The sequence below is a fragment of the Amycolatopsis pretoriensis genome (assembly GCF_900107925.1).
GTDB lineage: Bacteria > Actinomycetota > Actinomycetes > Mycobacteriales > Pseudonocardiaceae > Amycolatopsis > Amycolatopsis pretoriensis.
Map to the genome: position 1 here is coordinate 988,380 of NZ_FNUJ01000001.1, position 22,579 is coordinate 1,010,958.

Below are 22,579 nucleotides of genomic sequence, written 5' to 3' on the forward strand. Positions count from 1 at the left end.
CTCCTAGGACCGAGGGATCCGGAGCCAGTCCTGCGCGGCCAGCTCCCACTTGTTCGTGCCGGAGGCCAGCTTGATCGGCCAGCCCGCCGTGTTGTCGTGGTGCGTCCGCGCGGGACCGAACACGTACGGCGTGCCGACCATCGGGTCGCTGACCGGCTTCATCTCGCGCAGTGCCTTCGTCACCGACTCGCGCGTGATGTCGCCCTTGATCCCGCGCACGACGTCGAGGAAGTACTTGGCCGCCAGGTAACCGCCCTGGCTGAACGACGTCAGCGGGATCTTGTTCTTCGTCATCAGGTCGCGCCAGTCCTTGGTCTGCGGGCTGCCGGCGTCGGTGAACGGGTAGAACTCGGCCGGCACGTACACCCCGGCGCCGGCGTTAGCGATCGCCTTCGCGTAGTTCTCGCTGTAGACGCTGGTCAGCAGCAGCCACGTGACGTCGTTCCAGCCCTGCGCCTGCGCGGCCTTGAGCTGGCCGATCGAGTCCGGCTCGACCGGGTTCACGGTGATCGCCCGGCACCCCGCGGCCCGCGCCTTGACGATGTAGGACGTGTAGTCCGACCCTCCATAGGGGACGGTCGCGTCGACGTACTTCAGCTTCTTGCCGGTGATCTTCGTCCACTCGTCGATCGCGGCCTGGTACGCCGGCAGCGTGTTGCCCGCGATCTCCAGCAACGCGCAGATGTTGTCGAGCTTCAGCGTTTCCGAGCCGTAGAGCAGGGTGAGCGTCATGTCGTGGAACGGGCCCACGTTGACCGGTGCGATGTTCGGGCTGGAGAAGCACGCCGGGTCGACGCCGATGCCCTGCACAGACAGGATCTTCTGCTGCTCGTAGTACTTCGCGTTGATCTCGCACTCGATGAGGCTCGACGACCCGACGAGCGCCACGGCGTCGTCGCCACCGACCACTTCACGGGCGGCCGCCGCGGCGGCGGCCGGGTCGCCCTTGTCGTCGATCGCCTTGTACTCGATCTTGCGGCCGTTGACCCCGCCGGCGGCGTTGGCCGCGTCGAACACGGCCTTGGCCGCCTGCGAGGCCTCGGGGAAGGTCGCCGCGCCGCTCAGCGCGTTGACCGAGCCGACGACGATCGGACCGTCGCCGCCCGCTTCGGAACCGGCGCAGCCGGCCGCGGCCAGCACCGCGGCGACCGCCAGGGGAAGGATCTTTCTCATGACTGCTCCCGGGCCGCGGCCACGACGGGCGCGGAGTCGACGATCTGCTCGAAGGACGTGAGTTCGCCGCCGTCGAAGCGCCAGAGGTGCGCGACGCGGGCGGTGAAGGACCGGCCGGTCCGGCGGTGGGTGCCGGTGTAGGTGCCGACGCCGACGACGGTGTCGCCGGCGTCGAGGAGGTCGGCCAGGGTGAAGGTGTAGCCGTCCCAGTCACGGCCGATGGCTTCGAAGACGTGCGCGCGGACCTCGTCGGGGCCGGTGTAGGTACCGGCGTAGGGGAAGCCCGCGGCTTCGGTCCAGGTCGTCTTCGGGCCGAGCGGGGCGAGCATGCCGGCCAGGTCGCCGGAGTCGCTGGCGGCGTAGTGCGCGCGGATTACGTCCACAGTGGACACAGGAAGCTCCTTCAGACGGGCTGGGCGTCGGGGTAGCTGACCGAGCCCAGCGGGTAGACGTGCCCGCCGGCGCGGGAGTGCTCGGACTCCCCGTCGCCGGTGAGCCCGAGGAAGACGCCGGTGGTGCGCAGCGCGTAACCGAGGTCGTGCAGCCACACGCTCGCCACGGCGATCCGGAACTCGCGGAAGCAGAACAGGTAGAGCCCGTCGGCGAACTTCCAGACCGTCGAGAGGTCCATGTCGCCGTGGCCGCGTTGGACGCCTTCGAGGCACTGCCACGCGTAGCGCTCCGACGAGACGTAGACGTGCTCGTAGAGGTGGTCCGGGCTGTAGCGGTAGAGGTTGCGCTTGCCGATCAGGTCGCGTGACGGGCCGGGCACCTCGCCGGAGGGCGGGCCGCCGTCGGTGACACCGGCGCCGAACCGCTGCGAGACGCGGGGAACGACGTCTTCGGCACCGATCACCGAACGGACGGCGAGCGCGCGGTGGGACGTCGTCGAGTACACGACGGTCAGCGCTTCGCCGTCGACGCTGGTCAACGGCAGGTTCACGAAGAAGACGTCGTCGCGCACGGCGACCGCGTCGTACGGGTCCTCGACGCCGTTGCACACGACGTGCCCGGCGTCCTTGAACGTGAGCGCGAGGACTTCGCCGTCGTCGAGGGTGATCGTGACTTCGCGGCCGGTGAGGTCGGCGTTCGGCAGGCGGTAGGTGGCGATCCCGGCGGCGAACTCGTCGTAGGTGCGCCAGCCGTCGGTGGGGGCTTCGGGCATGGCCTCATCGTCGGGCGGGGTGGCCCGCCCGGCGAGCGGTCACGCGCTGCGGGGCAACTACCGGTCGCTGACGGTCAACTCCCGCCGCAGCTCGCTCGGCGCGCGGCCGAACGCGCTCTTGAAGACCCGGCTGAAGTGGGCGGCGTCGACGAAGCCCCAGCGCGCGGCGATGGCCGCGACCGGGCGGCCGGCGTGCACGGGGTCGAGCAGGTCGCGGCGGCAGTGCTCGAGCCGCCGGGTCCGGATCCACCCGGCGACGGTGGTGCCCTGCTCCTGGAAGAGGCCGTGCAGGTGCCGCGTGGAGATGAAGTGCTCGGCGGCGATCCGCGCGGGGCCGAGGTCGGCCGAGGGCAGGTTCGCGTCGATGTGCGCGCGGATCCGGCGCATCAGCTCGTGGTGCGGGTCGGCGTTCGCGAGGTCCAGCTCGGTCGCCACCAGCGTGGAGAGGAGGTCGACGGCGCTGTGCGCGAGCCGGGCGCCCGCCGGGCCGGCCAGCTGTTCCAGGTTCCCGCCGAGCTGGGCGAGGAAGGGGACGACGACGTTGCCGACGCCTTCCTTCCCGGACATGCGCACGGCGGTGAGCCGGCCGACGAGCTCGGCGGGCAGGTCGATCAGCCGCTGCGGGAACATCACGACGAGGGTGCGGAAGTCCTCTTCGAAGACGAGCGAGTAGGGCCGGTGGGTGTCGTAGAGGGCGACGTCGCCCGGCCGGAGGACGGCTTGGCGGTCGTCCTGCACGAGCAGCCCGGTGCCGGCGAGGATCAGGCTGAGCTTGTAGTACCGCCGGTCGCCGCGCGCGATGAGCTCGGGCGTGCGTTCGACTACGTGCGGGGACGCGGTCACTTCGGAGACCTGCACTTCGTCGGCGCCCGAGGAGCGGATCCGGCCCCGGAAGCCGTCACCGCCGGCGGTGACGTGCAGGGGCACGAAGGACTGCGAGACGGCGGCGCGGAACTCGGTGAAGTCCCGGGCGATCAGGGTCGTGGGGGCGGGCACGGGTCACCTCGCAGCATCGAGAGGGGAGCAGTGTCGTATACGATAAGCGATACGATCTTCGGCGACAATCCTCGGTGCTGGCGCCGACCCGCCACTCCGTGTGATCCTCCTCCGGGGAGGAGGGCGGGGATGGATTCGTTCGGCAGCCGGTTGCGCCGCCTCCGGCGCGCCGCGGGGCTCACGCAGGAGACGCTCGCCGAGAAGTCCGGGCTCAGCGGCCAGGCCGTCGGCGCGCTCGAACGCGGGGACCGGCGCTTCCCGCACCGCGACACGCTCGACCGGCTCGCCGACGCGCTCGGCCTCACCGGTACCGACCGCGCCGAGTTCGCGGCAGCGGCCGCACGGCCCGCCAAACCCGCCGCCGAGAAGGACGTCGTGCCGCGGGAGCTGCCCGGCGGTGTCGCCGTCTTCACCGGCCGCGACGCCGAACTCGGCCGCGTCCTCGCCCTGTTCGACTCCCGGGACAGCGTCGTCGTCGCCATCGCCGGGATGGCCGGCATCGGCAAGACCGCGCTCGCCCTCGAAGCCGGCCACCGGCTCGCCCGGCGCTTCCCCGACGGCTCGCTGCACCTCGACCTGCGTGGCCACGCCGCCGACCCGCCCGACCCCCTGGACCTGCTCGACCGGCTCATCCGCGAACTCGGCGGCGAACCGCCGAAGCCGCTGTCGCTCGAATCCGCGTCCGCCCGGTTCAGGACGCTGCTCGCGGCGAAGCGCGTCCTGCTCCTGCTCGACAACGCCCGCGACGCCGCCCACGTCGCCCCGCTGCTGCCCGGAGCCGGTGGCTCCGGGGCCATCATCACCAGCCGCGCCGCGCTGCCGGACCTGCCGCAGGCACACCAGGTCCTGCTCGACGTCCTGCCCGAGGCGGACGCGCTCCGCCTGCTCGCCGCGGAGATCGGCGCCGAGCGCGTCGCGGCCGAACCCGCCGCCGCGCGGACGGTCGCGCGTCTCTGCGGCTACCTGCCGCTGGCCCTGCACCTCGTCGGCGCGCGGCTGGCGACGCGGCCGCGCTGGCCGGTCGCCCACCTCGCGCACCGGCTCGACGACGAACACCGCCGGCTCGACGAAACGGGCGTCCGCGCCAGCTTCGCCCTGGCCGTCGACGCCCTGGACGGCACCGCCGCGCGCGCCTACCCGCTCTTGTCGCTGCTCGACGTCCCGGAGCTGTCGGTGCCCGTCGCGAGCCGGCTGCTCGACGCGCCCGAACCCGAGACGGAGGCACTGCTCGAACGGCTCACCGACGAGCACCTGCTGACCACCCCCGCCCCGGGCTGGTACCGGCTGCACGACCTGCTCCGGCTCTACGCCCGGGAGCAGGCACCGCCGGACGAGGGGGCCGCGGCGATCACCCGGGTCGTCGAACTGTGCGCGGCGATGGCCTGGCGGAGCATGGCGCTCGTCTCGGCGGCCTCGCACCGCCACGACTGGGCCGCCGGACGGTGGGCCGCCGCCGGACCCGCGTCGGCGGACGAGGTGTTCGCGTGGCTCGACCGGCACCAGGCGCACCTCGTCACGGTCGTGCGGCAGGCGGCCGCGACCCCGGGCGTGCCGGCCGAAGCGATCGCCGCCGTCGGGCTCGGCCTGTACGAGTACCACCGCGCGCGGGCCCGCTGGCGCGACGCCATCCAGGTCGACGAGGTCGCGCTCGGGCTGGTCGACGGCGTCGACCCGGTCGCGGCCGCGACGCTGCGGGGCGACCTCGGCGTGGCCGAAGCGGAACTGGCGAGCGGCGGCGAAGCGGCCGGGTTCCGGCGTTCGCACGCGTTGCTCCGCCGCAGCCTCGCCGACTGGGAGGCGATCGGCGACGAGCGTCAGCTGGCGGGCATCCTCAACAACCTCTGTTTCGTGTACGGCCTGGGCGACGACATCACCACGGCCGTCGAGTTCGGCGAGCGCAGCCTGGCGCTCAACCGGACGCTCGGGCTGCGGCACGTCGAGACGCTCAACCTGGTCAACCTCGCCGTGCTGTACGGACGCCAAGGCGACCGTGCGCGCGAACTGGCGTACGCGAGCGAAGCGGTCGCCGTCGCCGAGGGAACCGGAGACGTGCGGGGCATGGCGTACGGCCGGATGCGGATCGGGATCGTGCACCGCGAGCTGGGCCGGTTCGACGCCGCGGTCGACGAGCTCGGCCGCAGCGTCGAGCTCTGGCGCGAGGCCGGGGTCAGGCTGTACGAAGCGATGACGCTGGCCGAGCTGGGCCGCGCCCACGTGGGCCGGGACGAGCGCGACCGGGCCCGCGAAGTCCTCACGGAAGCCCTGGCGATGCTGGGGGAGTACGGAGGTGCGGAGCGCGCGGACGCGGTGCGGGCGGAGCTGGCACGGTTGTGAAGGTGACGACCAGGAAGGCCCGCGGCCGGTGCACGGCGTGACAGGCGACCTTGCCGTCGTGGTTCGCGCAGACGACGGAGACGGTGTCGCGGACCCGTTCCACCACCAGCAGCCGGCCCGGCGTCGCCGCGGCGGCGGGCACCCCGGTGAGCAGGGCCGCGGCGGCGAGCGCGGCGAGGAGCGTTCTGAAGGCGGCTCTCACCGGTGCCCTTCGCGTCGGGAGTGGCGGCGCACCCGATCATCGCGGCGGACGGCGGCGGGCGACAGCGACAACCTCTACGAACGACCTCTACAACCGCGAAACCGCCTCAAGCGACGGTGTCCTCCTCCAGCGTGTCCTCCGCCAAGCCGCGCAGGAGCGCCGCCAGCCCGTCCGGGGCCCGGCCGGCCAGCCGCGCGCTCGTCACCACCGGTGCCCGCGACTCGAAACACCGCCGGAACCCCGCCTGCCCGAGCCGGCGCCACAGATCGTGGTCTTCGCCCGTCGCCCGCTCGCCGAAGCCGCCCACCACGTCGAACGCATCCGCGCGGACGCCCAGGTTCGCGCCGTACACCGACCCGTGCCCGTCGGCCGTCCGCGCGCGGTCGAGGACGAGGTCGTACCGCGCCAGCGCCCGCGCCGACGCGCTGAACGGCTCCGCCAGCTCGGCCGTCCCCGCGATCGCGTGGTAACCCTGGCGGGCCCGGGCCAGGTGCGCCCGCGCCCAGCCCGGGGTCACCCGCGTGTCGGCGTCGGTGCTCAACAGCAGGGTCCGCTTCGGCACGGGGAAACCGAGGGCCGCGCGGACCCGCGCCACGCCCAGGTCGCGGACCTCGCCCACCGTCCGGGCCGACCGGGTGGTCACCACCACGCCGGGCACCTCGCCGAACGCCGCGCGGGCCACGTCCGCCGTCGCGTCGCCGCAGCGGTCCGCGACCACGCACACCGCCCGCGAAACCCCGGCCGGCAGGTGCCGCAGCGCGGCGTCCAGGGCGCGGACGCAGGCACCGACGAGCGGCGCCTCGTCCCGCGCCGGAACGACGACGCCGACGGCCGTGATCACCGGCGCCTCAGCACGTGCAGCAGGAACTGCTCGTCGGTGTGCTCGACCAGCGGCTCGAACGCCGGGTGCGCGAGCAGCCGCGCGTGCGCGTCCCGGCCGTCGCGCGGAGCCTCCGGCGCCCACGGCAGCCAGTGCACGGCCAGCAGGTGCCCGCCGGGACGCAGCGCCGCCGCCGACGCCTCGATCGTCGCGTCGAGGGCGGCATCGTCCAGGTAGTACAGGAGTTCGCTGTAGACCAGCAGGTCGGCGGGCCCGGCGGGGATCGCGGCCGGGACCGCTCCGATGTGGACGTCCACATGGGACAGATCGGCGACGGCGGCGCGCGTGCGCTCCACCGCCGCGGGCACCGGGTCGAACGCCACCACGCGCCCGGCCCGCGCCGCGAGGTCCCGGGTCAGCGCCCCGACCCCGCAGGCGGGTTCGACGACCGTGCCGTAGTGCTCCTCGGGCAGGCACGCCAGCACCATCGCCCGCTTGCGCCGCTCGTACCACTTCGTCGCGACCGACCACGGGTCGTCGGCGGCCGCGTACAGCGAGGCGAACCGGCTCACCGGCGCCGACGTCCGCGGCGGCTCGCGGAAGAACACCTCGGTACCGCCGGAGAAGTGGGCCAGCACCTCCTCCGGCAGGATCGGCTCTTCGCCGCGGGGGCCGGGCTTGAGCTGCGAGGTGAACGTCGCGATCGCCGCCGCCTTGGCGTCCCGTTCCGCATCCGTGAGCCGCAGCGACCGCGCCCGCGGCCACGGGATGACCGGGTCGTCAAGGCTCAGCCGGTGCCAGAGCCAGATCGGGTACGACCAGCACTGAGCGGACACCGGCGCCGCGGCGAGCGCGGCCCGGGCGGCGGCCTGGTGGTCGGGGTGCGGGTCGTCCGGCCACGGCAGCAGGCACAGGTCGTGGCCGTCCACGTGCGAGCGCACCGCCGCGGTCAGCTCGTCGCCGCGGGACGCCAGGCCCGAATCCGGCAGCCCGAGCCAGACGGGCTCCACTTCGGACAACCCTTGCGCCCGCAGGGAATCCCGGAGTTCCCGGCGGCGGGTGCGGCCCAGCTCACGCCGTTCATCCGCGCCCGACGCGGGGAAGGCCGCTTCGCCGTCGGTCGCCACGACGAGCGTGACCGCGGTGCCCGCCGCGTGCAGCCGCTGCAGGAGACCGCTCGCCCCGAGCGTCTCGTCGTCCGGGTGCGCGGCGACGACCAGCGCGCGCTCGAACGGCTCGTCCGGCCAGTCCGGGATCATGCCGCGCCCAGCACGGTGCGGCCGAGGGTGGCGAGATCGCGCTCCGCGTGGTGCTGGCGGACGTACACCGGCAGGTCGGCGACGCGCTGGGCGAAGCGCCGGTCCCGGCACGCGGGCGTCGGCCCGGTCACCTTGAGCGCCCGTTCCAGGACCTCGACCGCGGTCCGTTCCGCCGCGGCCCGGCAGGTGCCCGCCACGAGAGCGTCCACCTCGGCCGAAGCCGCCTGCGACAACACGGCGTCCGTACCGCTCACCGCCGTGTGCAGCGCGCCGACGTGCGCCAGCTGGTGCTCGTCGGCGTCGCCGCGCTCGCGCAGGTAGGCGAGCACGCCGTCGAGGACGCCCGCGGCGCCGCCGAGCCAGACGGCCGCGACGCCGGCCCCGCCGAGCGCGAACCCGGGCCGGCCCACGTACCAGCCGGGCGGCCCGACGAGCGTGCCGGGTACGCCGTCGAACACCACGTCACCGCTGTCGGAGGCGTCCATCCCGACGGCCTGCCAGGCGTCCGGGTGCCGCCGCACGCGCGGGTCGGCGAGGTCCACCTCGACCAGCCGGTCGCCCGCCGCGACCAGGGCGCGCTCCAGCGTCGAGAGCCCGGAGCAGAACCGGACCGTGCCGGTGAGCGCGCCGTCCGCCAGGACCGCGCCGGTGCCGCCGGACTTCGCCGCCCACACCCCGTACAGCGCGCCCGGCGCGGGGGAGTGGCCGGCCTCGGCGAGGATCGCCACGGCGTCGGTGTGCCCCTCGGCGAGCCGGGCCAGGGCCAGGTCGCGGCGGCCGAACGCGGCGAGGGCCGCCCACCGCGCAGCGGTCCGGCCGGCACCGGGCAGGGGCAGGTCGAGCGCGCCCGCCGTGTGCAGCGTGCGCAGTTCCGCGGCGACCACCTCGGTGGTCCGCGGCGAGGGCAGGGGTTTCGGCGGGGTCGCCGCCAGCAGGGCGTTCACAAGATCCACGAGTACCCCGTTTCCGGCCGGTTACGCGGGCGCGCGCACGGGCACCCCGGCCGTATGACGAAAACCCGGGCCTACCGCGACGGCGCACTGCTCAAGGAAGACTTCCCGATGGCGGACGTCTCGGACTTCCTGGCCGAACCGGACACCGCCGTCTGGGCCGACCTCTGCGAACCGTCCGAAGCGGACCTGGCCGAGCTCGCCGGGGAGCTGGGCCTGCACCGGCTCGCCGTGGAGGACGCCGTCCAGGAACACCAGCGGCCCAAGCTGGACCGCTACGACGGCCACGCGTTCCTCACCGTCTACGCGGTCCGGTTCGACGCCGCGAGCGAGCGCACGACGACGTCCGAGCTCGCCGTGTTCATCACGCCCCGCGCGCTGGTGACCGTCCGCAAGGACGACGGCTTCGACATCGGGGCCGTCACGCGCCGCTGGGACCAGGCGACGGACCTGGCGAAGTCCGGGGTGCCCTTCTTGCTGCACGGCTTGCTCGACCTCATCGTCGACGGCCACTTCGACGCCGTCCAGGCGCTCGACGACGAGGTCGAGAAGCTGGAGGACATGGTGTTCGACGAGCGCCCGGACACCGCCGAGCTGCAGCAGCGCTCGTTCCGGTCGCGCAAGAACCTGACCGCGCTGCGCCGGGTCGTGGCACCGGTGCCCGAGGTCGTCGGCTCGTTGATGCGGCCGGACCTGAAGCTGGCCGACGGCACCACCCGCCCGTACTTCGAGGACGTCCACGACCACGCGCGCCAAGCCGCCGAGCACGCCGAGGCGCTGCGCGAGCGCCTCACGACGGTCCGGGAGACGCAGCTGAACCTGCAGAGCGACCGGCTGAACCTGATCATGAAGAAGGTCACCGGGTGGGCCGCGGTGATCGCGGTGCCCACCGCGGTGACCGGGTTCTACGGGCAGAACGTCGCCTATCCGGGCAACGGCACCACGATCGGGTTCTGGGTGTCGACGGTCGTGATGCTGGTGCTCTCGGTCGGGCTCTACGTGCTCTTCAAGAAACGGGACTGGCTATGACTCCGGGATCGGCGCGCCCCGCCGCACGAGGTCCTGGCCCCGCTCGTAGTCCTCGTCGGCTTCGTGGGTGAGCACGCCGACCGCCTTGCCGTCGCGTTCGTACCAGACGGTGAAACCGCCGTCGTCGCGCGGCAGCGGGCGGGCGCGGTCGAAGCCGTCGCCCCAGGCCGCGTACTTGAGCACCCGGTCGCCGATGACCGACCAGAAGCCGGGCACCGCGTCCCAGGCCGCGTCCTGACCTGCGGCGGTCCGCCCGGCCACCTCACCCATCGCCAGGCCCTCACCCCAGTGCTCCACGGCGAGCGCGCGGCCCGCCGCCGGGTTGTGGGCGAGGGCGACGTCACCCGCCGCGAGCACGCCCGCCTTGCTGGTGCGCAGGTGCTCGTCGGTGCGGACGCGGCCGTTTTCGATGGTGAGCCCGGCGGCCTCGGCCAGCCCGATCCGGGGCCGGACGCCGGTGGCGAGCACGACGAGCCCGGCGTCGAGGATCGGCACGAGGTCGGTGCGGACCCGGTAGCCGCCCTCGACCGACAGCAGCTTCGTGCCGCGGAGCACGCTCACGCCCTCGGTTTTGAGCCAGCGCAACAGGAATCCGCCGGCTTCGCGGCCGAGCCGCTTCTCCTGGGGGACGTCGTCGGGGCAGACGACGGTCACCTGCAGTCCGAGCCGGGACAGCGAAACCGCGGCTTCGCAGCCGATGAACCCGGCGCCGACGACGATCGCGCTGCGCACCCCCGACGCGGCCGCGCGCAGCTCGCGCGAGTCGGCGGCCGAGCGGAGGGTCCGGACGTCCGCGTGGTCGGCGCCGGGGAGGTCGGGCCGGACGGGTTCCGAGCCGGTGGCGAGCACGCAGGTGGTGAACGGGTGGACCGCGCCCGCGGCGGTGCGGACTTCGTGGTCGCCCAGTTCGGTGACGGCGTCGCCCAGCGTGACGGTGATGTCGTGCTTTGCGGCGAAGTCTTCGTCCAGTGGGGAAAGTTCGGCTTCGCCGCGTAGGAACTCCTTCGACAGCGGCGGGCGTTCGTAGGGCGGGTCGGCGTCGGCGGTGAGCACGCGGACTCCTCCGGTGCCACCGGCTTCCCGGTAGGCGCGGGCCGCCGACACGCCCGCCGGTCCGCTTCCGATGACGATCAGGTTCTCGGCATCCATGCCGACGGGGTACCCCGGGCGCGCGCCGGTACACGACCGGCTTCAGCTCAGCCGACCGGGTCCACAGTGGAGTGTCTACTGTGGACGCCAGGGTCCGGGCACGCCGATGGCCGGCAAGCCGCGTCGAGCGCGGTTCGCCGGTGACTGGGAGCGCGTTCAGCCGAACGGGTCAATGCGGCCGAATGGCCTGGGGGGAAACGGAAAGCTGTCGAGGACCGCCTGGGAGCGCGCAGGAGCACAAGGGCGCGGCTGGTTGCTCAACCGTTGCCCGCCAGCATAGTGCAGCTGCACTATGCTGGGCCATCCGGTGTGCTCACCGGGACGGCGCCGGGGCGTCGACAACCGAAGAAACGGGTGGCGGATGGGTGGGGCAATGGTCGAGGGGACGCGCCCGGGTGCGGGTGCGGACGCTTCGGGTGTCGGCGAGGCGGGGGAGCAGGAACTGCGCCGCCTGCTGGCGGGCCTGACCGCGGTCCGTGACGGCGACTTCGGCATCCGGCTGCCGGGCGGCACCGACGGGCTGCTCGGCGAGATCGCGACGGTCTTCAACGGCATGGCCGACCAGCTGTCGCTGTTCACCTCGGAGGTCACCCGCGTCGCGCGCGAGGTCGGCAGCGAAGGGCAGCTGGGTGGCCAGGCCAAGGTCCCCGGTGTGTCCGGCACCTGGAAGGACCTCACCGACTCGGTGAACGCCATGGCCGGCAACCTGACCACCCAGGTCCGCGACATCGCCCAGGTGGCGACCGCGGTGGCCAAGGGCGACCTGTCGCAGAAGATCGACGTCGACGCCCGCGGCGAGATCCTCGAGCTCAAGGACACCGTCAACACGATGGTCGACCAGCTGTCCTCCTTCGCGGACGAGGTCACCCGCGTGGCGCGCGAGGTGGGCAGCGAAGGCCGCCTCGGCGGCCAGGCGCAGGTGCCCGGCGTCGGCGGTGTCTGGCGCGACCTGACCGACTCGGTGAACTTCATGGCCGGGAACCTGACCGACCAGGTCCGCAACGTCGCCCAGGTGACGACGGCGGTCGCGAAGGGCGACCTCTCCCAGAAGATCACGGTCGACGCCCGGGGCGAGATCCTCGAGCTCAAGAGCACGATCAACACGATGGTGGACCAGCTGTCCTCCTTCGCGGACGAGGTCACCCGGGTGGCGCGCGAGGTGGGTACCGAGGGCCGGCTGGGCGGCCAGGCCGACGTCAAGGGCGTCTCCGGCACCTGGCGCGACCTCACCGACTCGGTGAACTTCATGGCGGGCAACCTCACCGACCAGGTCCGCAACATCGCCCAGGTCGCCACCGCGGTGGCCAAGGGCGACCTCTCCCAGAAGATCAACGTGACCGCCCGCGGCGAGGTCCTGGAGCTCAAGGACACGCTGAACACGATGGTGGACCAGCTGTCCGCGTTCGCGGACGAGGTCACCCGGGTGGCGCGCGAGGTGGGTACCGAGGGCCGGCTGGGCGGCCAGGCCGACGTCAAGGGCGTCTCCGGCACCTGGAAGGACCTCACCGAGTCGGTCAACGTCATGGCCGACAACCTCACCGCGCAGGTCCGCTCGATCGCCCAGGTCACCACCGCCGTCGCCCGCGGTGACCTCTCGCAGAAGATCCGGGTCGACGCCCGCGGCGAGATCCTGGAGCTGAAGGAGACCATCAACACGATGGTCGACCAGCTGTCCGCGTTCGCGGACGAGGTCACCCGCGTGGCGCGCGAGGTCGGCACCGAGGGCAACCTGGGCGGCCAGGCCACCGTCCGCGGTGTGTCCGGGACCTGGAAGAACCTCACCGACAACGTCAACGTCATGGCGTCCAACCTGACCGGCCAGGTCCGCTCGATCGCCCAGGTCGCGACGGCGGTCGCGCGTGGTGACCTGTCGCGGAAGATCACCGTCGAGGCCAAGGGCGAGGTCGCGGCGCTGGCCGACGTCATCAACACGATGGTGGACACGCTGTCCGCGTTCGCGGACGAGGTCACCCGGGTGGCGCGCGAGGTCGGCACCGAAGGCATGCTCGGCGGCCAGGCGCGCGTGCCGAACGTCGCCGGCACGTGGAAGGACCTCACCGACAACGTCAACTCGATGGCGAACAACCTCACCGGGCAGGTCCGCAACATCGCCCAGGTGACCACCGCCGTCGCCCAGGGCGACCTGACCCGCAAGATCGACGTCGACGCCCGGGGCGAGATCCTCGAGCTCAAGACCACGATCAACACGATGGTCGACCAGCTCTCGGCGTTCGCCGCGGAGGTCACGCGCGTGGCGCGCGAGGTCGGCAGCGAAGGCCGCCTCGGCGGCCAGGCCGAGGTCGAGGGCGTGTCCGGCACCTGGAAGCGGCTGACGGAGAACGTCAACGAGCTGGCCGGCAACCTCACCCGGCAGGTCCGCGCGATCGCCGAGGTCACCAGCGCCGTGGCCGAGGGCGACCTGACCCGCTCGATCACCGTCGACGCCTCCGGCGAGGTCGCCGAGCTGAAGGACAACATCAACTCGATGGTGGAGTCGCTGCGCGAGACGACGCGGGCGAACCAGGAGCAGGACTGGCTGAAGTCCAACCTGGCCACCATCACCGGGCTGATGCAGGGCCGTCGTGACCTCGCCGTCGTCGCGGCCGCGGTGATGGACGAGCTGGTCCCGCTGGTCAACGCCCAGTTCGGCGCGTTCTACCTGGCCGACGACACGACCGAGGTGCCGGAGCTGCGGCTGGTCGGCGCGTACGGCCACCCGGACGACGGCGACGGCCCCGCGGTCCGGTTCCGGGTCGGCCAGTCCCTGGTCGGGCAGGCCGCGCGCAGCCGCCGTCCGATCGTCGTCGACGATGTCCCGCCCGGCTACGCCACCATCTCCTCCGGGCTCGGCAACACCGCGCCGGCCGGCCTGATCGTGCTGCCGATCGTGGTCGAGGACCAGGTGCTCGGCGTGCTCGAACTGGCGTCGGTGCACGGCTTCACCGCCGTCCACCGGGCCTTCCTCGAGCTGCTGATGGAGCAGATCGGCGTCAACGTCAACAGCATCGTCGCCAACGCCCGCACCGACGAGCTGCTCGGCGAGTCGCAGCGGCTGACCGCGGAGCTGCAGGCCCGTTCCGAAGAACTGCAGGCGCGACAGGAAGAACTCCAGTCGTCCAACGCCGAACTGGAGGAGAAGGCGGCCCTGCTGGTCACGCAGAACCGCGACATCGAGACGAAGAACCTGGAGATCGAGCAGGCCCGCCAGGAGCTGGAGGCCCGCGCCCAGCAGCTGACACTGGCGTCGAAGTACAAGTCGGAGTTCCTGGCCAACATGAGCCACGAGCTGCGCACCCCGCTCAACAGCCTGCTGATCCTCGCCCAGCTGCTCGCGCAGAACCCGACGCGCAACCTCACCGCGAAGCAGGTCGAGTACGCGGGCATCATCCACTCCGCCGGCTCGGACCTGCTGCAGCTGATCAACGACATCCTCGACCTGTCGAAGGTCGAGGCCGGGAAGATGGACGTCACCCCGGAGCAGGTGTCGCTGCGCGGCCTGCTGGACTACGTCGAGGCGACATTCCGGCCGATGACGTCGCAACGCAACCTCGACTTCCGGATCACCGTCGCCCCCGGCTCGCCCACCGAGCTGCTCACCGACGACTCGCGGCTGCGGCAGGTGCTGCGCAACCTGCTGTCCAACGCGGTCAAGTTCACCGAGGTCGGCGGGATCGAGCTGCACATCGAGCCGGTCGATCCGGATGCGCTGCCCCGGCCGCTGCGCGTGCACGGGCCCGCAGTCGCGTTCCGGGTCACCGACACCGGCATCGGGATCGCCGAACACCAGCTGGAGTCCATCTTCGGCGCGTTCCAGCAGGCCGACGGCACGACCAGCCGCAAGTACGGCGGCACCGGCCTCGGCCTGTCGATCAGCCGCGAGATCGCCCAGCTGCTCGGGGGCGTCATCACCGCCGAGAGCACGCCCGGCGAGGGCAGCTCGTTCACGTTCTCGCTGCCGGTCGCGCGGCCGGACTTCGCGCCGCTGCCCGCGGGCGACCACCCCGGCACGGCGATCACGGCCGGCGACGCCGGCGTGGGCGTCACGACGTCGGCACCGCGGTCCTACCGGCGGCTGCTGGTCGTGGAGGAGCGCCAGCACGGGCTGCTGACGCTCGTCGCCGAGAGCGCCGCCGCGGACCTGGCCGACAGCCGGGACATCGGCATCTCCCCGGCGGAGGTCGAAGTCGTCACCGCGGTCGGCACGCAGGAAGCCGCGGCCGCTCTGGCCACCGACGCCTACCACTGCGTCGTGCTCGACCTGGACCTGCCCGACCGCACCGCGTTCGGCTTCCTCGACGCGATGCAGGGCGACAGCGCGCTGCGGCTGGTCCCGGTGCTCGCCCACAACAGCCGCCGCCTCGACGGCGAGCTGGAGCAGCTGGTGCAGTCGCGCGCGGACGTCCAGTCGCTGGAAGTCCTGTCCGGGTTGGACGAACTGCGCGAACGCATCGCGCTGCATCTCTCGGCGGAGGAGCCCGGCGCGGTGCTGCCGCTGGTCCGCCCGGACGAGCCGGCCGCGCCGGTGCGCGCGGCCGACGTCGACACGACCCTGGCCGGGCGCACGGTGCTGATCGTCGACGACGACCCGCGCAACGTCTACGCGCTCACCGGGATCCTGGAGCTGCACGGCATGCAGGTGCTGCACGCCGAAGACGGCCGCAAGGGCGTCGAGACCGTCGCCGCGCACCCCGGCATCGACCTGATCCTGATGGACGTGATGATGCCGGAGATGGACGGCTACACCGCGACCGCGAAGATCCGGGCGATGCCCGCGCACGCCGCCATCCCGATCGTCGCGGTGACGGCGAAGGCGATGCCGGGCGACCGCGAGAAGAGCCTCGCCTCGGGGGCCACCGACTACGTGACCAAGCCGGTCGACGCGGACGACCTGATCGCCCGCATCAAGCGGCACGTGACGGCGTGATCGGGTGACCGCCGAAGAAGAGACGCTGCCCGTGCTGGCACCGCCCGCCGAGGTGTCGGCCAACCTGGCCCGGCTCGCCGACACCGTCGCGCGCCTGCGCGGCGAGGTCGACCACGCGCACGCCGTCGCCGACGGCCGCGCGCTGATCGAGCTCGCCAAGGGCGTCCTGATGGAACGCCTGCACTGCACACCCGCGGACGCCGCGCGGCAGCTGGATTCCCTCGCCGAGCGCGCGGGGCTGACGCCGCTGGAGTTCGCCGCGGACGTCGTCGGCGAGGCCGCCGAGGACCGGATCAGCGAGGTGACGCAGGAGTTCCTGGCCCGCGCCGAAGGCGAGGACTCCGTCGCGGTCCGCCTGCGCACCGCGGAAAGCGGCGTCCTGGCGGCGGGGGACACCCAGCGCGTCGCGGAGTCCATTTTGGAGCACGCGCTGCGGCCGCTCGGCGCGACGGCGGTCGCGGTGTGGCTCGCCGGGCCCGACGGGTCGATGACCCTCGCCGGTTCGGCGGGGTTCTCCGCCGAGGAAGCCGCGCGCTGGCGGTACGTCCCGCCCGGCGTCGCGACCCCCGCCCGCAGCGCGCTGATCGAGCGCGACACGGTCTGGTACCCGACCCTGGCCGGCGGCGGGCTGCCGTCGATCGGGCAGCACACCCTGGGCGAAGGCGGCCGGGTCGCGGTGCCCACCGGCACCGGTGGCCGGATCATCGGCGTCGTCGAGATGTGCTGGCCCGAACCCCTGCCCGCCGAACCCGGGCGGCTGCGCCGTCAGCTGGAGGCGCTGGCCGAGCTGTGCGCGCACACGCTCGACACCTGGGACGGCGTGATCGCGCCGGTGGCGGCCGACGGTTCGGGCGACTTCCTCGGCGAGCTGGTGGACTTCGTCGACGGCCTGCACGACCCGGCGGTGCTGCTCTCGCCGTGCCTCGACGGCGGCCGGCTGAGCGACTTCCGGATCCACCACGCCAACGTCCGGTTCGCCGACCCCGGCGGGCGGCCCCGCAGCCGGATCGTCGGCACGCGGCTGCTGGAGACCTACCCGCTGGCCGCCGAGAAGAGCGGCCTGCTGGACATGATCCAGCGGGTCTACGCCACCGGCGAGCCGTTCCGCGCCGACAGCATGGCGATCACCACGCTGGTGGACAAGGTGCCGCTGACCGTGCTGACCGACATCAGCCTGACCCGGTTCGCCGGGAACGTGCTGCTGATCCTGCGCATCCAGGACGACGCGGCGAAGCTGGCCGTGCTGCTGCAGCACGCCCAGCGCCTCGGCCGCATCGGCGGGTTCGAGGAGAACGTCGTGACCGGCGCGATCACCTGGAACACCGAGCTGTTCGCGCTCTACGGCCTCCCCGCCACGGCGACGCCGCTGTCGCTGAACGAGCTGGCCGCGCACGCGCACACCGACGACGCGGAAGGGATCGGCCGGTTCCTGCGCGCGGTGCTGCACCACCGGCGCCCGTCGTCGACGGCGTTCCGGCTGCAGCGCTCCGACGGCGTCGCCCGGTACATCCGGGTGGTCGCCGAGCCGGTCGTGGACGGCCGCGGCGAGCTCGTCGCGGTCCGCGGGGCCTACCAGGACGTCTCGGCGCAGCACTGGACCGAGGTGGCGCTGGCGGCGACGCGGGACCGGCTGGCCGAAACCGAGCAGCAGGCGATCGAGCGCAACCGGCTGGCGCTGCAGCTGCAGCACGCGATCATGCCGCCGGCGAAGGGCCCGATCGACATGCCGGGCCTGCGCGCGGCGGTCCGCTACCGGCCGGCCGAGAAGGAGCACCTGGTCGGCGGCGACTGGTACGACGCGGTGGCGCTGCCCACGGGTGAGGTCCTGCTGTGCGTCGGCGACGTCGCCGGGCACGGCATCGACGCGGCGACCGGCATGGTGAGCCTGCGCAACGCGCTGCGCGGCCTGGCGGCGACGGGCGCGGGTCCGGCGCAGCTGCTGACGTGGCTGAACCTGGTGGCCTACCACCTGACCGACCACGTCACGGCCACGGCGGTGGCGGCGGTGTACGACCCGGCGCACCGCAAGCTCCGCTGGGCCCGCGCGGGGCACCTGCCCCCGATCGTCCGCCACCGCGACGGCGGCGCGACGACGTTGCCGCTGATCCGGGGCTCGCTGCTGGGCGCGGTGCGGGACGTGGTGTACCAGGAGGAGGAGCTGCAGCTCGACGAGGGCGACATCCTGCTGATCTACACGGACGGGTTGATCGAGCGGCGGGACCGCCCGGTCCAGGAGACGGTGGCCCGGCTGGTGACGCTGGTGAACGGCCACGACGGGGGGCTGGAGCACCAGCTGGACACGCTGCTGACGTACAGCACGGCCGACACGGACGACGACACGTGCGTGGTCGGCATCGAGGTCCGGACGACGCCGTCGCCCTGAGGCGGAGCTTTCACGTGAAAGCTCCGCCCTCGCGGGCGGGGAGCGGCGCCTGCGGGCGGCACTTTCACGTGAAAGTGCCGCCGGGTGAGGCGCGGCTCAAGGGTTGACGGCCAGCACCAGGAACCCGGCCAGCAGCACCAGGTGCACGCCGCCCTGCAGGCGCGTCGCCCGGCCGGGGACCACCGTCAGCACGCTCACCACGACCGTCAGCGCCAGCAGGACGATCTGCGTCGACCCCAGGCCGAGCAGCAGCTGGACCGGCAGCCAGATCGACGCCAGCGCGATCGCCGGGATCGTCAGGCCGATGCTCGCGATCGCCGAGCCGTAGGCCAGGTTGAGGCTGATCTGCATCCGGTCGCGCTGGGCCGCGCGCGTCGCGGCCAGGGTCTCGGGCAGCAGCACCAGCAACGCGATCACGACACCCACGAACGACTGCGGGAACCCGGCCGCACGCACGCCCGCCTCGATCGCCGGGGACTCCACCTTCGCCAGCCCGACCACCGCGACCAGCGCCACCAGCAGCAGCGCGAGGCTGCTCAGCGCCGCCCGGTTCGACGGCGGTTCCGCGTGGTCGTCCTCCTTGACCTCGCCGTCGGCGGCCACCGGGAGGAAGAAGTCGCGGTGGCGCACGGTCTGCGTCAGCACGAACGTCCCGTACAGCGCCAGGGACGCGAGCGCGGCGAACGTCAGCTGCGCCGGCGAGAACGCCGGGCCCGGCGTGCTGGAGGTGAACGTCGGCAGCACCAGGCTCAGCGACGCCAGCGTCGCGACCGTGGCCAGCGCGGCCCCGCTGCCCTCGGGGTTGAACAGTGTCGAGCCGTAGCGCCGCGCGCCGACGAGCAGGGAGATGCCGACGATGCCGTTGGTCGTGATCATCACCGCGGCGAACACCGTGTCGCGCGCGAGCGAGCCGGCCTCGGGGCCGCCGGAGACCATCATCGTGACGATCAGCGCGACCTCGATGACGGTGACCGCGACCGCGAGCACCAGCGACCCGAACGGCTCGCCGACCCGGTGCGCGACGACCTCCGCGTGGTGGACCGCCGCCAGCACGGTCGCGCCCAGGGCGATCGCGACGACCGCGACGAACACCGGGCCGAGATCGCGGCCCCAGGCCAGCGCGAGCACGACGATCCCGAGCACCGGCGTGACGGAGGTCCAGGACGTCAGGAAGGATCTCAGCGCGGCCATGTCACCACCCTGTCACACCCACGCGGAAACCGCCTGGTCCTACGGTGGTTCTCACATCGTCCCTTGTGGACGGTCGAGGTCGGCGGCGAGGACGTGCTGCCGGAAGGTTTCGCTGAGCGGCGGGAGAGTCCGCCCGGCCGCCCACGCCAGCCCGATGTCGCGGGCAGCGTCCACATCGGTCAGTGCGAGGTGCGGCGCCGGGAACGTCGCGGTGTGCGGCAGCGGCAGCACCGACACGCCGAGCCCGGCGGTCACGAGCCCGCGCAGCGTCTCGACTTCGTCGCCCTCGAACCCGATCCGCGGCGCGAACCCGGCTTCGGCGCACAGCCGCTCGGTCGTCTCGCGCAGGGCGTAGCCGGGGCGCAGGAGGATGAACGTCTCGTCCGCGAGGTCGGCGAGGCGGACGCGGCGGCGGCCGGCGAGCCGGTGGTGCGGCGGGACCGCGAGCCGCAGCGGCTCGACGAGCAGGCGCTCCCAGCGCAGCTGCGCGTGCCCCGGGTCGCCGCTGGTGATGACGAGGTCCGCGGTGCCGTCGAGCAGTTCGGTCTCGAGGCCGGCTTCGCCGTGCTGCCGCAGTTCGAAGCGGGCGCCGGCGTGCTCGCGCAGGAAGCTGCGCAGCACCGACGGGACCAGCCAGGTGCCGAACGTGTGCAGGAACGCCAGCGGGACCACGCCGGTGCCCGGGTCGACGATCTCCGCGACCTCGCGCAGGCCCTGGTCCAGCTGGTCGAGCACGGCCTCGACGTGCCGCCGGAACGCGTGCCCGGCCGGGGTCAGCCGCAGCACCCGCCCCGACCGGCGGAACAGCTCGGCGCCGGCGTCGTGCTCCAGCCGCCGCAGGGCCCGCGAGAGCGCGGGCTGGGTGAGGTGCCCCCGCGCGGCGGTCTCCGTGACCGTGGCGCCGCCGGCGACCTCGCGGAACAGGCGCAGCGTCTGGACGTCCATGCTTTCAGTGTATGGATTTTCAGCCAATCAGGCATTGGACGCATCGGTCGCGACGGGCCACGCTGGAGGCATGGCAACCGTGGCGGAACAACTGGTCAGGACCCTGCGCGACGCGGGTGTCGAACGCATCTACGGCATCGTCGGCGACAGCCTCAACCCGATCGTCGACGCGGTCCGCCGTACCGACGGCATCGAGTGGGTGCACGTCCGGCACGAAGAGACCGCCGCCTTCGCCGCGGCGGCCGAAGCCCAGGTCACCGGCAAGCTCGCGGTGTGCGCGGGCAGCTGCGGGCCGGGCAACCTGCACCTGATCAACGGCCTGTTCGACGCCCACCGCTCCGGCGCGCCGGTGCTCGCGATCGCGTCGCACATCCCGTCCAACCAGATCGGCACCGGCTTCTTCCAGGAGACCCACCCGGACCGGCTCTTCGCCGAGTGCAGCCACTTCAGCGAGGTCGTGGCGGACCCGGCGCAGCTGCCGCGGCTGCTGCGCATTGCCACGCAGGCCGCCGTCGGCAAGGGCGGCGTCGCCGTGCTGACCATCCCGGGCGACCTCGCCGACCGCAAGGCCACCGGCCCGCTGACCGAGCGCCTCCCGCTGGTCACGCCGTCGCCCGCGGTGCCGTCGCCGGAGACCGTCCAGGAGCTCGCGGACCTGCTGAACTCGGGCGAGAAGGTGATGCTGTTCGCCGGCGCGGGCGTCCGCGGCGCGCACGACGAAGTCATGGCGCTGGCGGAGAAGCTCGCCGCGCCGGTCGGGCACTCGCTCGGCGGCAAGGAGTGGATCCAGTTCGACAACCCGTTCGACGTCGGCATGAGCGGCCTGCTCGGCTACGGCGCCTGCTACGACGCCATGCACGAGGCCGACCGGATCGTGTTGCTGGGCACCGACTTCCCGTACGACAACTTCCTCCCGCAGGCCCGCACGATCCAGCTCGACCACGACGCCTCGCGCCTCGGCCGGCGCACGCCGCTGGACCTGGCGGTGCACGGCGACGTGCGCGAGACGCTGCGTGCGCTGCTCCCGCTGCTGCGTCCCCGCACCGACCGCGCGTTCCTCGGCCGGATGCTGCGCGAGCACGTGCGGAAGCTGGAAAAGGTCGTCGGCGCGTACACCGGCAAGATCGAGCAGCGCCGGCCGATCCACCCGGAGTACGTCGCCTCGGTGCTCGACGAAGTCGCCGCCGACGACGCGGTGTTCACGGTCGACACGGGTATGGGCAACGTCTGGGCGGCGCGCTACCTGACCCCGAACGGCCGCCGCCGCGTGCTCGGCTCGTTCCGACACGGCAGCATGGCGAACGCGCTGCCGCACGCGATCGGCGCGCAGCTTTCGCAGCCGGGGCGCCAGGTCGTGTCCCTCTCGGGTGACGGCGGGCTCGCGATGCTGATGGGCGACCTGCTGACGCTGCCGGCCTACGACGTCCCGGTGAAGGTGGTGGTGTTCAACAACGCCACGCTGGGCATGGTGAAGCTGGAGATGCTCGTCGACGGCCTCCCGGACTTCGGCACCGACCACGCGCCGGTGAACTTCGCGGCGATCGCGGCGGCGTGCGGGGTGTTCTCGGTGCGGGTCGAGGACCCGGCGGACGTGCGCGGCGCGCTGGAGAAGGCCTTCGCCCACCCGGGCCCGGCGGTGGTCGAGGTGGTCACCGACCCGAACGCGCTGTCGATCCCGCCGCGGATCACCGGCGAGATGGTCCGCGGGTTCGCGTTGGGCGCGACGAAGACGGTGCTCAACGGCGGCGTCGGCAAGATGGTCGACCTGGCGCGCGCCAACCTGCGCAACGCGCCACGTCCCTAGGGATCGACGACGATCACCCCGGTGGCGGCGAGGTGCTCCAGCGCCGCCACCACCCGGGCCCGGCTCGTCCCGCCGAGGTCCGCGGCGTCCAGTGCGTCGCGGACCGAGGCGTGCATGACCAGCGCGCGGACGAGCCGGACCACGTCCGGCGTACCGAGTGAACACCGCTCCCGATGCTCGCAGCTGTGCGACAGCACATCGAGAGCGGCGCGCGGGTTCAGCCGGTACGCCGCGTCGAGGTCCACTGTGGACACG

16 protein-coding genes are annotated in these 22,579 nt (G+C 73.0%); 5 read left to right on the forward strand and 11 right to left on the reverse strand.

The window, feature by feature from the left end; translation table 11 throughout:
* Window positions 1-3 precede the first annotated feature (3 nt).
* From BLV96_RS04680 to BLV96_RS04695, 4 genes are read right to left on the reverse strand one after another with little or no spacing between them, the layout of a single operon-like run.
* The gene (locus BLV96_RS04680) at window positions 4-1,173 is read right to left on the reverse strand and encodes an ABC transporter substrate-binding protein (RefSeq protein ID WP_086674170.1); all 1,170 of its coding nucleotides are present in this window, start codon (window positions 1,171-1,173) and stop codon (window positions 4-6) included.
* Entirely contained in the window at window positions 1,170-1,565 is a 396-nt protein-coding gene (locus BLV96_RS04685; protein ID WP_086674171.1) for a nuclear transport factor 2 family protein, read from the reverse strand. The genes BLV96_RS04680 and BLV96_RS04685 overlap by 4 nt, the downstream gene beginning before the upstream one ends.
* Before the next feature lie 11 nt (window positions 1,566-1,576).
* Window positions 1,577-2,338: a MoaF C-terminal domain-containing protein gene (locus BLV96_RS04690; RefSeq protein ID WP_086674172.1), complete on the reverse strand. Its 762-nt coding sequence runs from the start codon at window positions 2,336-2,338 to the stop codon at window positions 1,577-1,579.
* A 57-nt stretch (window positions 2,339-2,395) separates the two neighbouring features.
* Window positions 2,396-3,334, reverse strand: coding sequence for an AraC-like ligand-binding domain-containing protein (locus tag BLV96_RS04695; protein ID WP_086674173.1), 939 nt, complete (start codon window positions 3,332-3,334; stop codon window positions 2,396-2,398).
* 129 nt (window positions 3,335-3,463) lie between these two features.
* Between BLV96_RS04695 and BLV96_RS04700 the strand changes: the two genes are divergently transcribed.
* The gene (locus BLV96_RS04700) at window positions 3,464-5,668 is read left to right on the forward strand and encodes a helix-turn-helix domain-containing protein (protein ID WP_086674174.1); all 2,205 of its coding nucleotides are present in this window, start codon (window positions 3,464-3,466) and stop codon (window positions 5,666-5,668) included.
* A gap of 308 nt (window positions 5,669-5,976) precedes the next feature.
* Here BLV96_RS04700 and BLV96_RS04705 read toward each other — a convergent pair whose 3' ends face one another.
* Genes BLV96_RS04705 through BLV96_RS04715 form a run of 3 tightly spaced genes read right to left on the reverse strand, consistent with a single transcriptional unit; the run spans window position 5,977 to window position 8,902 of the window.
* Window positions 5,977-6,711, reverse strand: a complete 735-nt coding sequence (locus BLV96_RS04705) for a glycosyltransferase family 2 protein (RefSeq protein WP_086674175.1) — start codon at window positions 6,709-6,711, stop codon at window positions 5,977-5,979.
* Window positions 6,708-7,949: a bifunctional PIG-L family deacetylase/class I SAM-dependent methyltransferase gene (locus BLV96_RS04710; protein ID WP_086674176.1), complete on the reverse strand. Its 1,242-nt coding sequence runs from the start codon at window positions 7,947-7,949 to the stop codon at window positions 6,708-6,710. The genes BLV96_RS04705 and BLV96_RS04710 overlap by 4 nt, the downstream gene beginning before the upstream one ends.
* Window positions 7,946-8,902: an acyl-CoA dehydrogenase family protein gene (locus BLV96_RS04715; protein WP_244180047.1), complete on the reverse strand. Its 957-nt coding sequence runs from the start codon at window positions 8,900-8,902 to the stop codon at window positions 7,946-7,948. The genes BLV96_RS04710 and BLV96_RS04715 overlap by 4 nt, the downstream gene beginning before the upstream one ends.
* Window positions 8,903-8,956: 54 nt before the next feature.
* On the opposite strand from BLV96_RS04715, the gene BLV96_RS04720 reads away from it, so the two are divergent.
* Window positions 8,957-9,928, forward strand: a complete 972-nt coding sequence (locus tag BLV96_RS04720; RefSeq protein WP_086674177.1) for a magnesium transporter CorA family protein — start codon at window positions 8,957-8,959, stop codon at window positions 9,926-9,928.
* Here BLV96_RS04720 and BLV96_RS04725 read toward each other — a convergent pair.
* The gene (locus BLV96_RS04725) at window positions 9,923-11,077 is read right to left on the reverse strand and encodes an NAD(P)/FAD-dependent oxidoreductase (RefSeq protein ID WP_086674178.1); all 1,155 of its coding nucleotides are present in this window, start codon (window positions 11,075-11,077) and stop codon (window positions 9,923-9,925) included. The two genes, BLV96_RS04720 and BLV96_RS04725, sit on opposite strands and share 6 nt — an antisense overlap.
* Before the next feature lie 373 nt (window positions 11,078-11,450).
* On the opposite strand from BLV96_RS04725, the gene BLV96_RS04730 reads away from it, so the two are divergent.
* Window positions 11,451-16,001: a HAMP domain-containing protein gene (locus BLV96_RS04730; protein ID WP_086674179.1), complete on the forward strand. Its 4,551-nt coding sequence runs from the start codon at window positions 11,451-11,453 to the stop codon at window positions 15,999-16,001.
* Between the two features lie 4 nt (window positions 16,002-16,005).
* The gene (locus tag BLV96_RS04735) at window positions 16,006-18,384 is read left to right on the forward strand and encodes a SpoIIE family protein phosphatase (RefSeq protein ID WP_086674180.1); all 2,379 of its coding nucleotides are present in this window, start codon (window positions 16,006-16,008) and stop codon (window positions 18,382-18,384) included.
* Between the two features lie 96 nt (window positions 18,385-18,480).
* Here BLV96_RS04735 and BLV96_RS04740 read toward each other — a convergent pair whose 3' ends face one another.
* Together BLV96_RS04740 and BLV96_RS04745 are read right to left on the reverse strand one after the other, a co-directional pair.
* Window positions 18,481-19,575: a calcium:cation antiporter gene (locus BLV96_RS04740; RefSeq protein WP_086674181.1), complete on the reverse strand. Its 1,095-nt coding sequence runs from the start codon at window positions 19,573-19,575 to the stop codon at window positions 18,481-18,483.
* Window positions 19,576-19,626: 51 nt separating this feature from the next.
* The gene (locus BLV96_RS04745) at window positions 19,627-20,520 is read right to left on the reverse strand and encodes a LysR family transcriptional regulator (RefSeq protein WP_086674182.1); all 894 of its coding nucleotides are present in this window, start codon (window positions 20,518-20,520) and stop codon (window positions 19,627-19,629) included.
* 70 nt (window positions 20,521-20,590) lie between these two features.
* On the opposite strand from BLV96_RS04745, the gene BLV96_RS04750 reads away from it, so the two are divergent.
* Window positions 20,591-22,324: a pyruvate dehydrogenase gene (locus tag BLV96_RS04750; RefSeq protein ID WP_086674183.1), complete on the forward strand. Its 1,734-nt coding sequence runs from the start codon at window positions 20,591-20,593 to the stop codon at window positions 22,322-22,324.
* Here BLV96_RS04750 and BLV96_RS04755 read toward each other — a convergent pair.
* Window positions 22,321-22,578, reverse strand: a complete 258-nt coding sequence (locus BLV96_RS04755; protein ID WP_143050915.1) for a mycofactocin biosynthesis chaperone MftB — start codon at window positions 22,576-22,578, stop codon at window positions 22,321-22,323. The genes BLV96_RS04750 and BLV96_RS04755 overlap by 4 nt on opposite strands.
* Window position 22,579 lies beyond the last annotated feature (1 nt).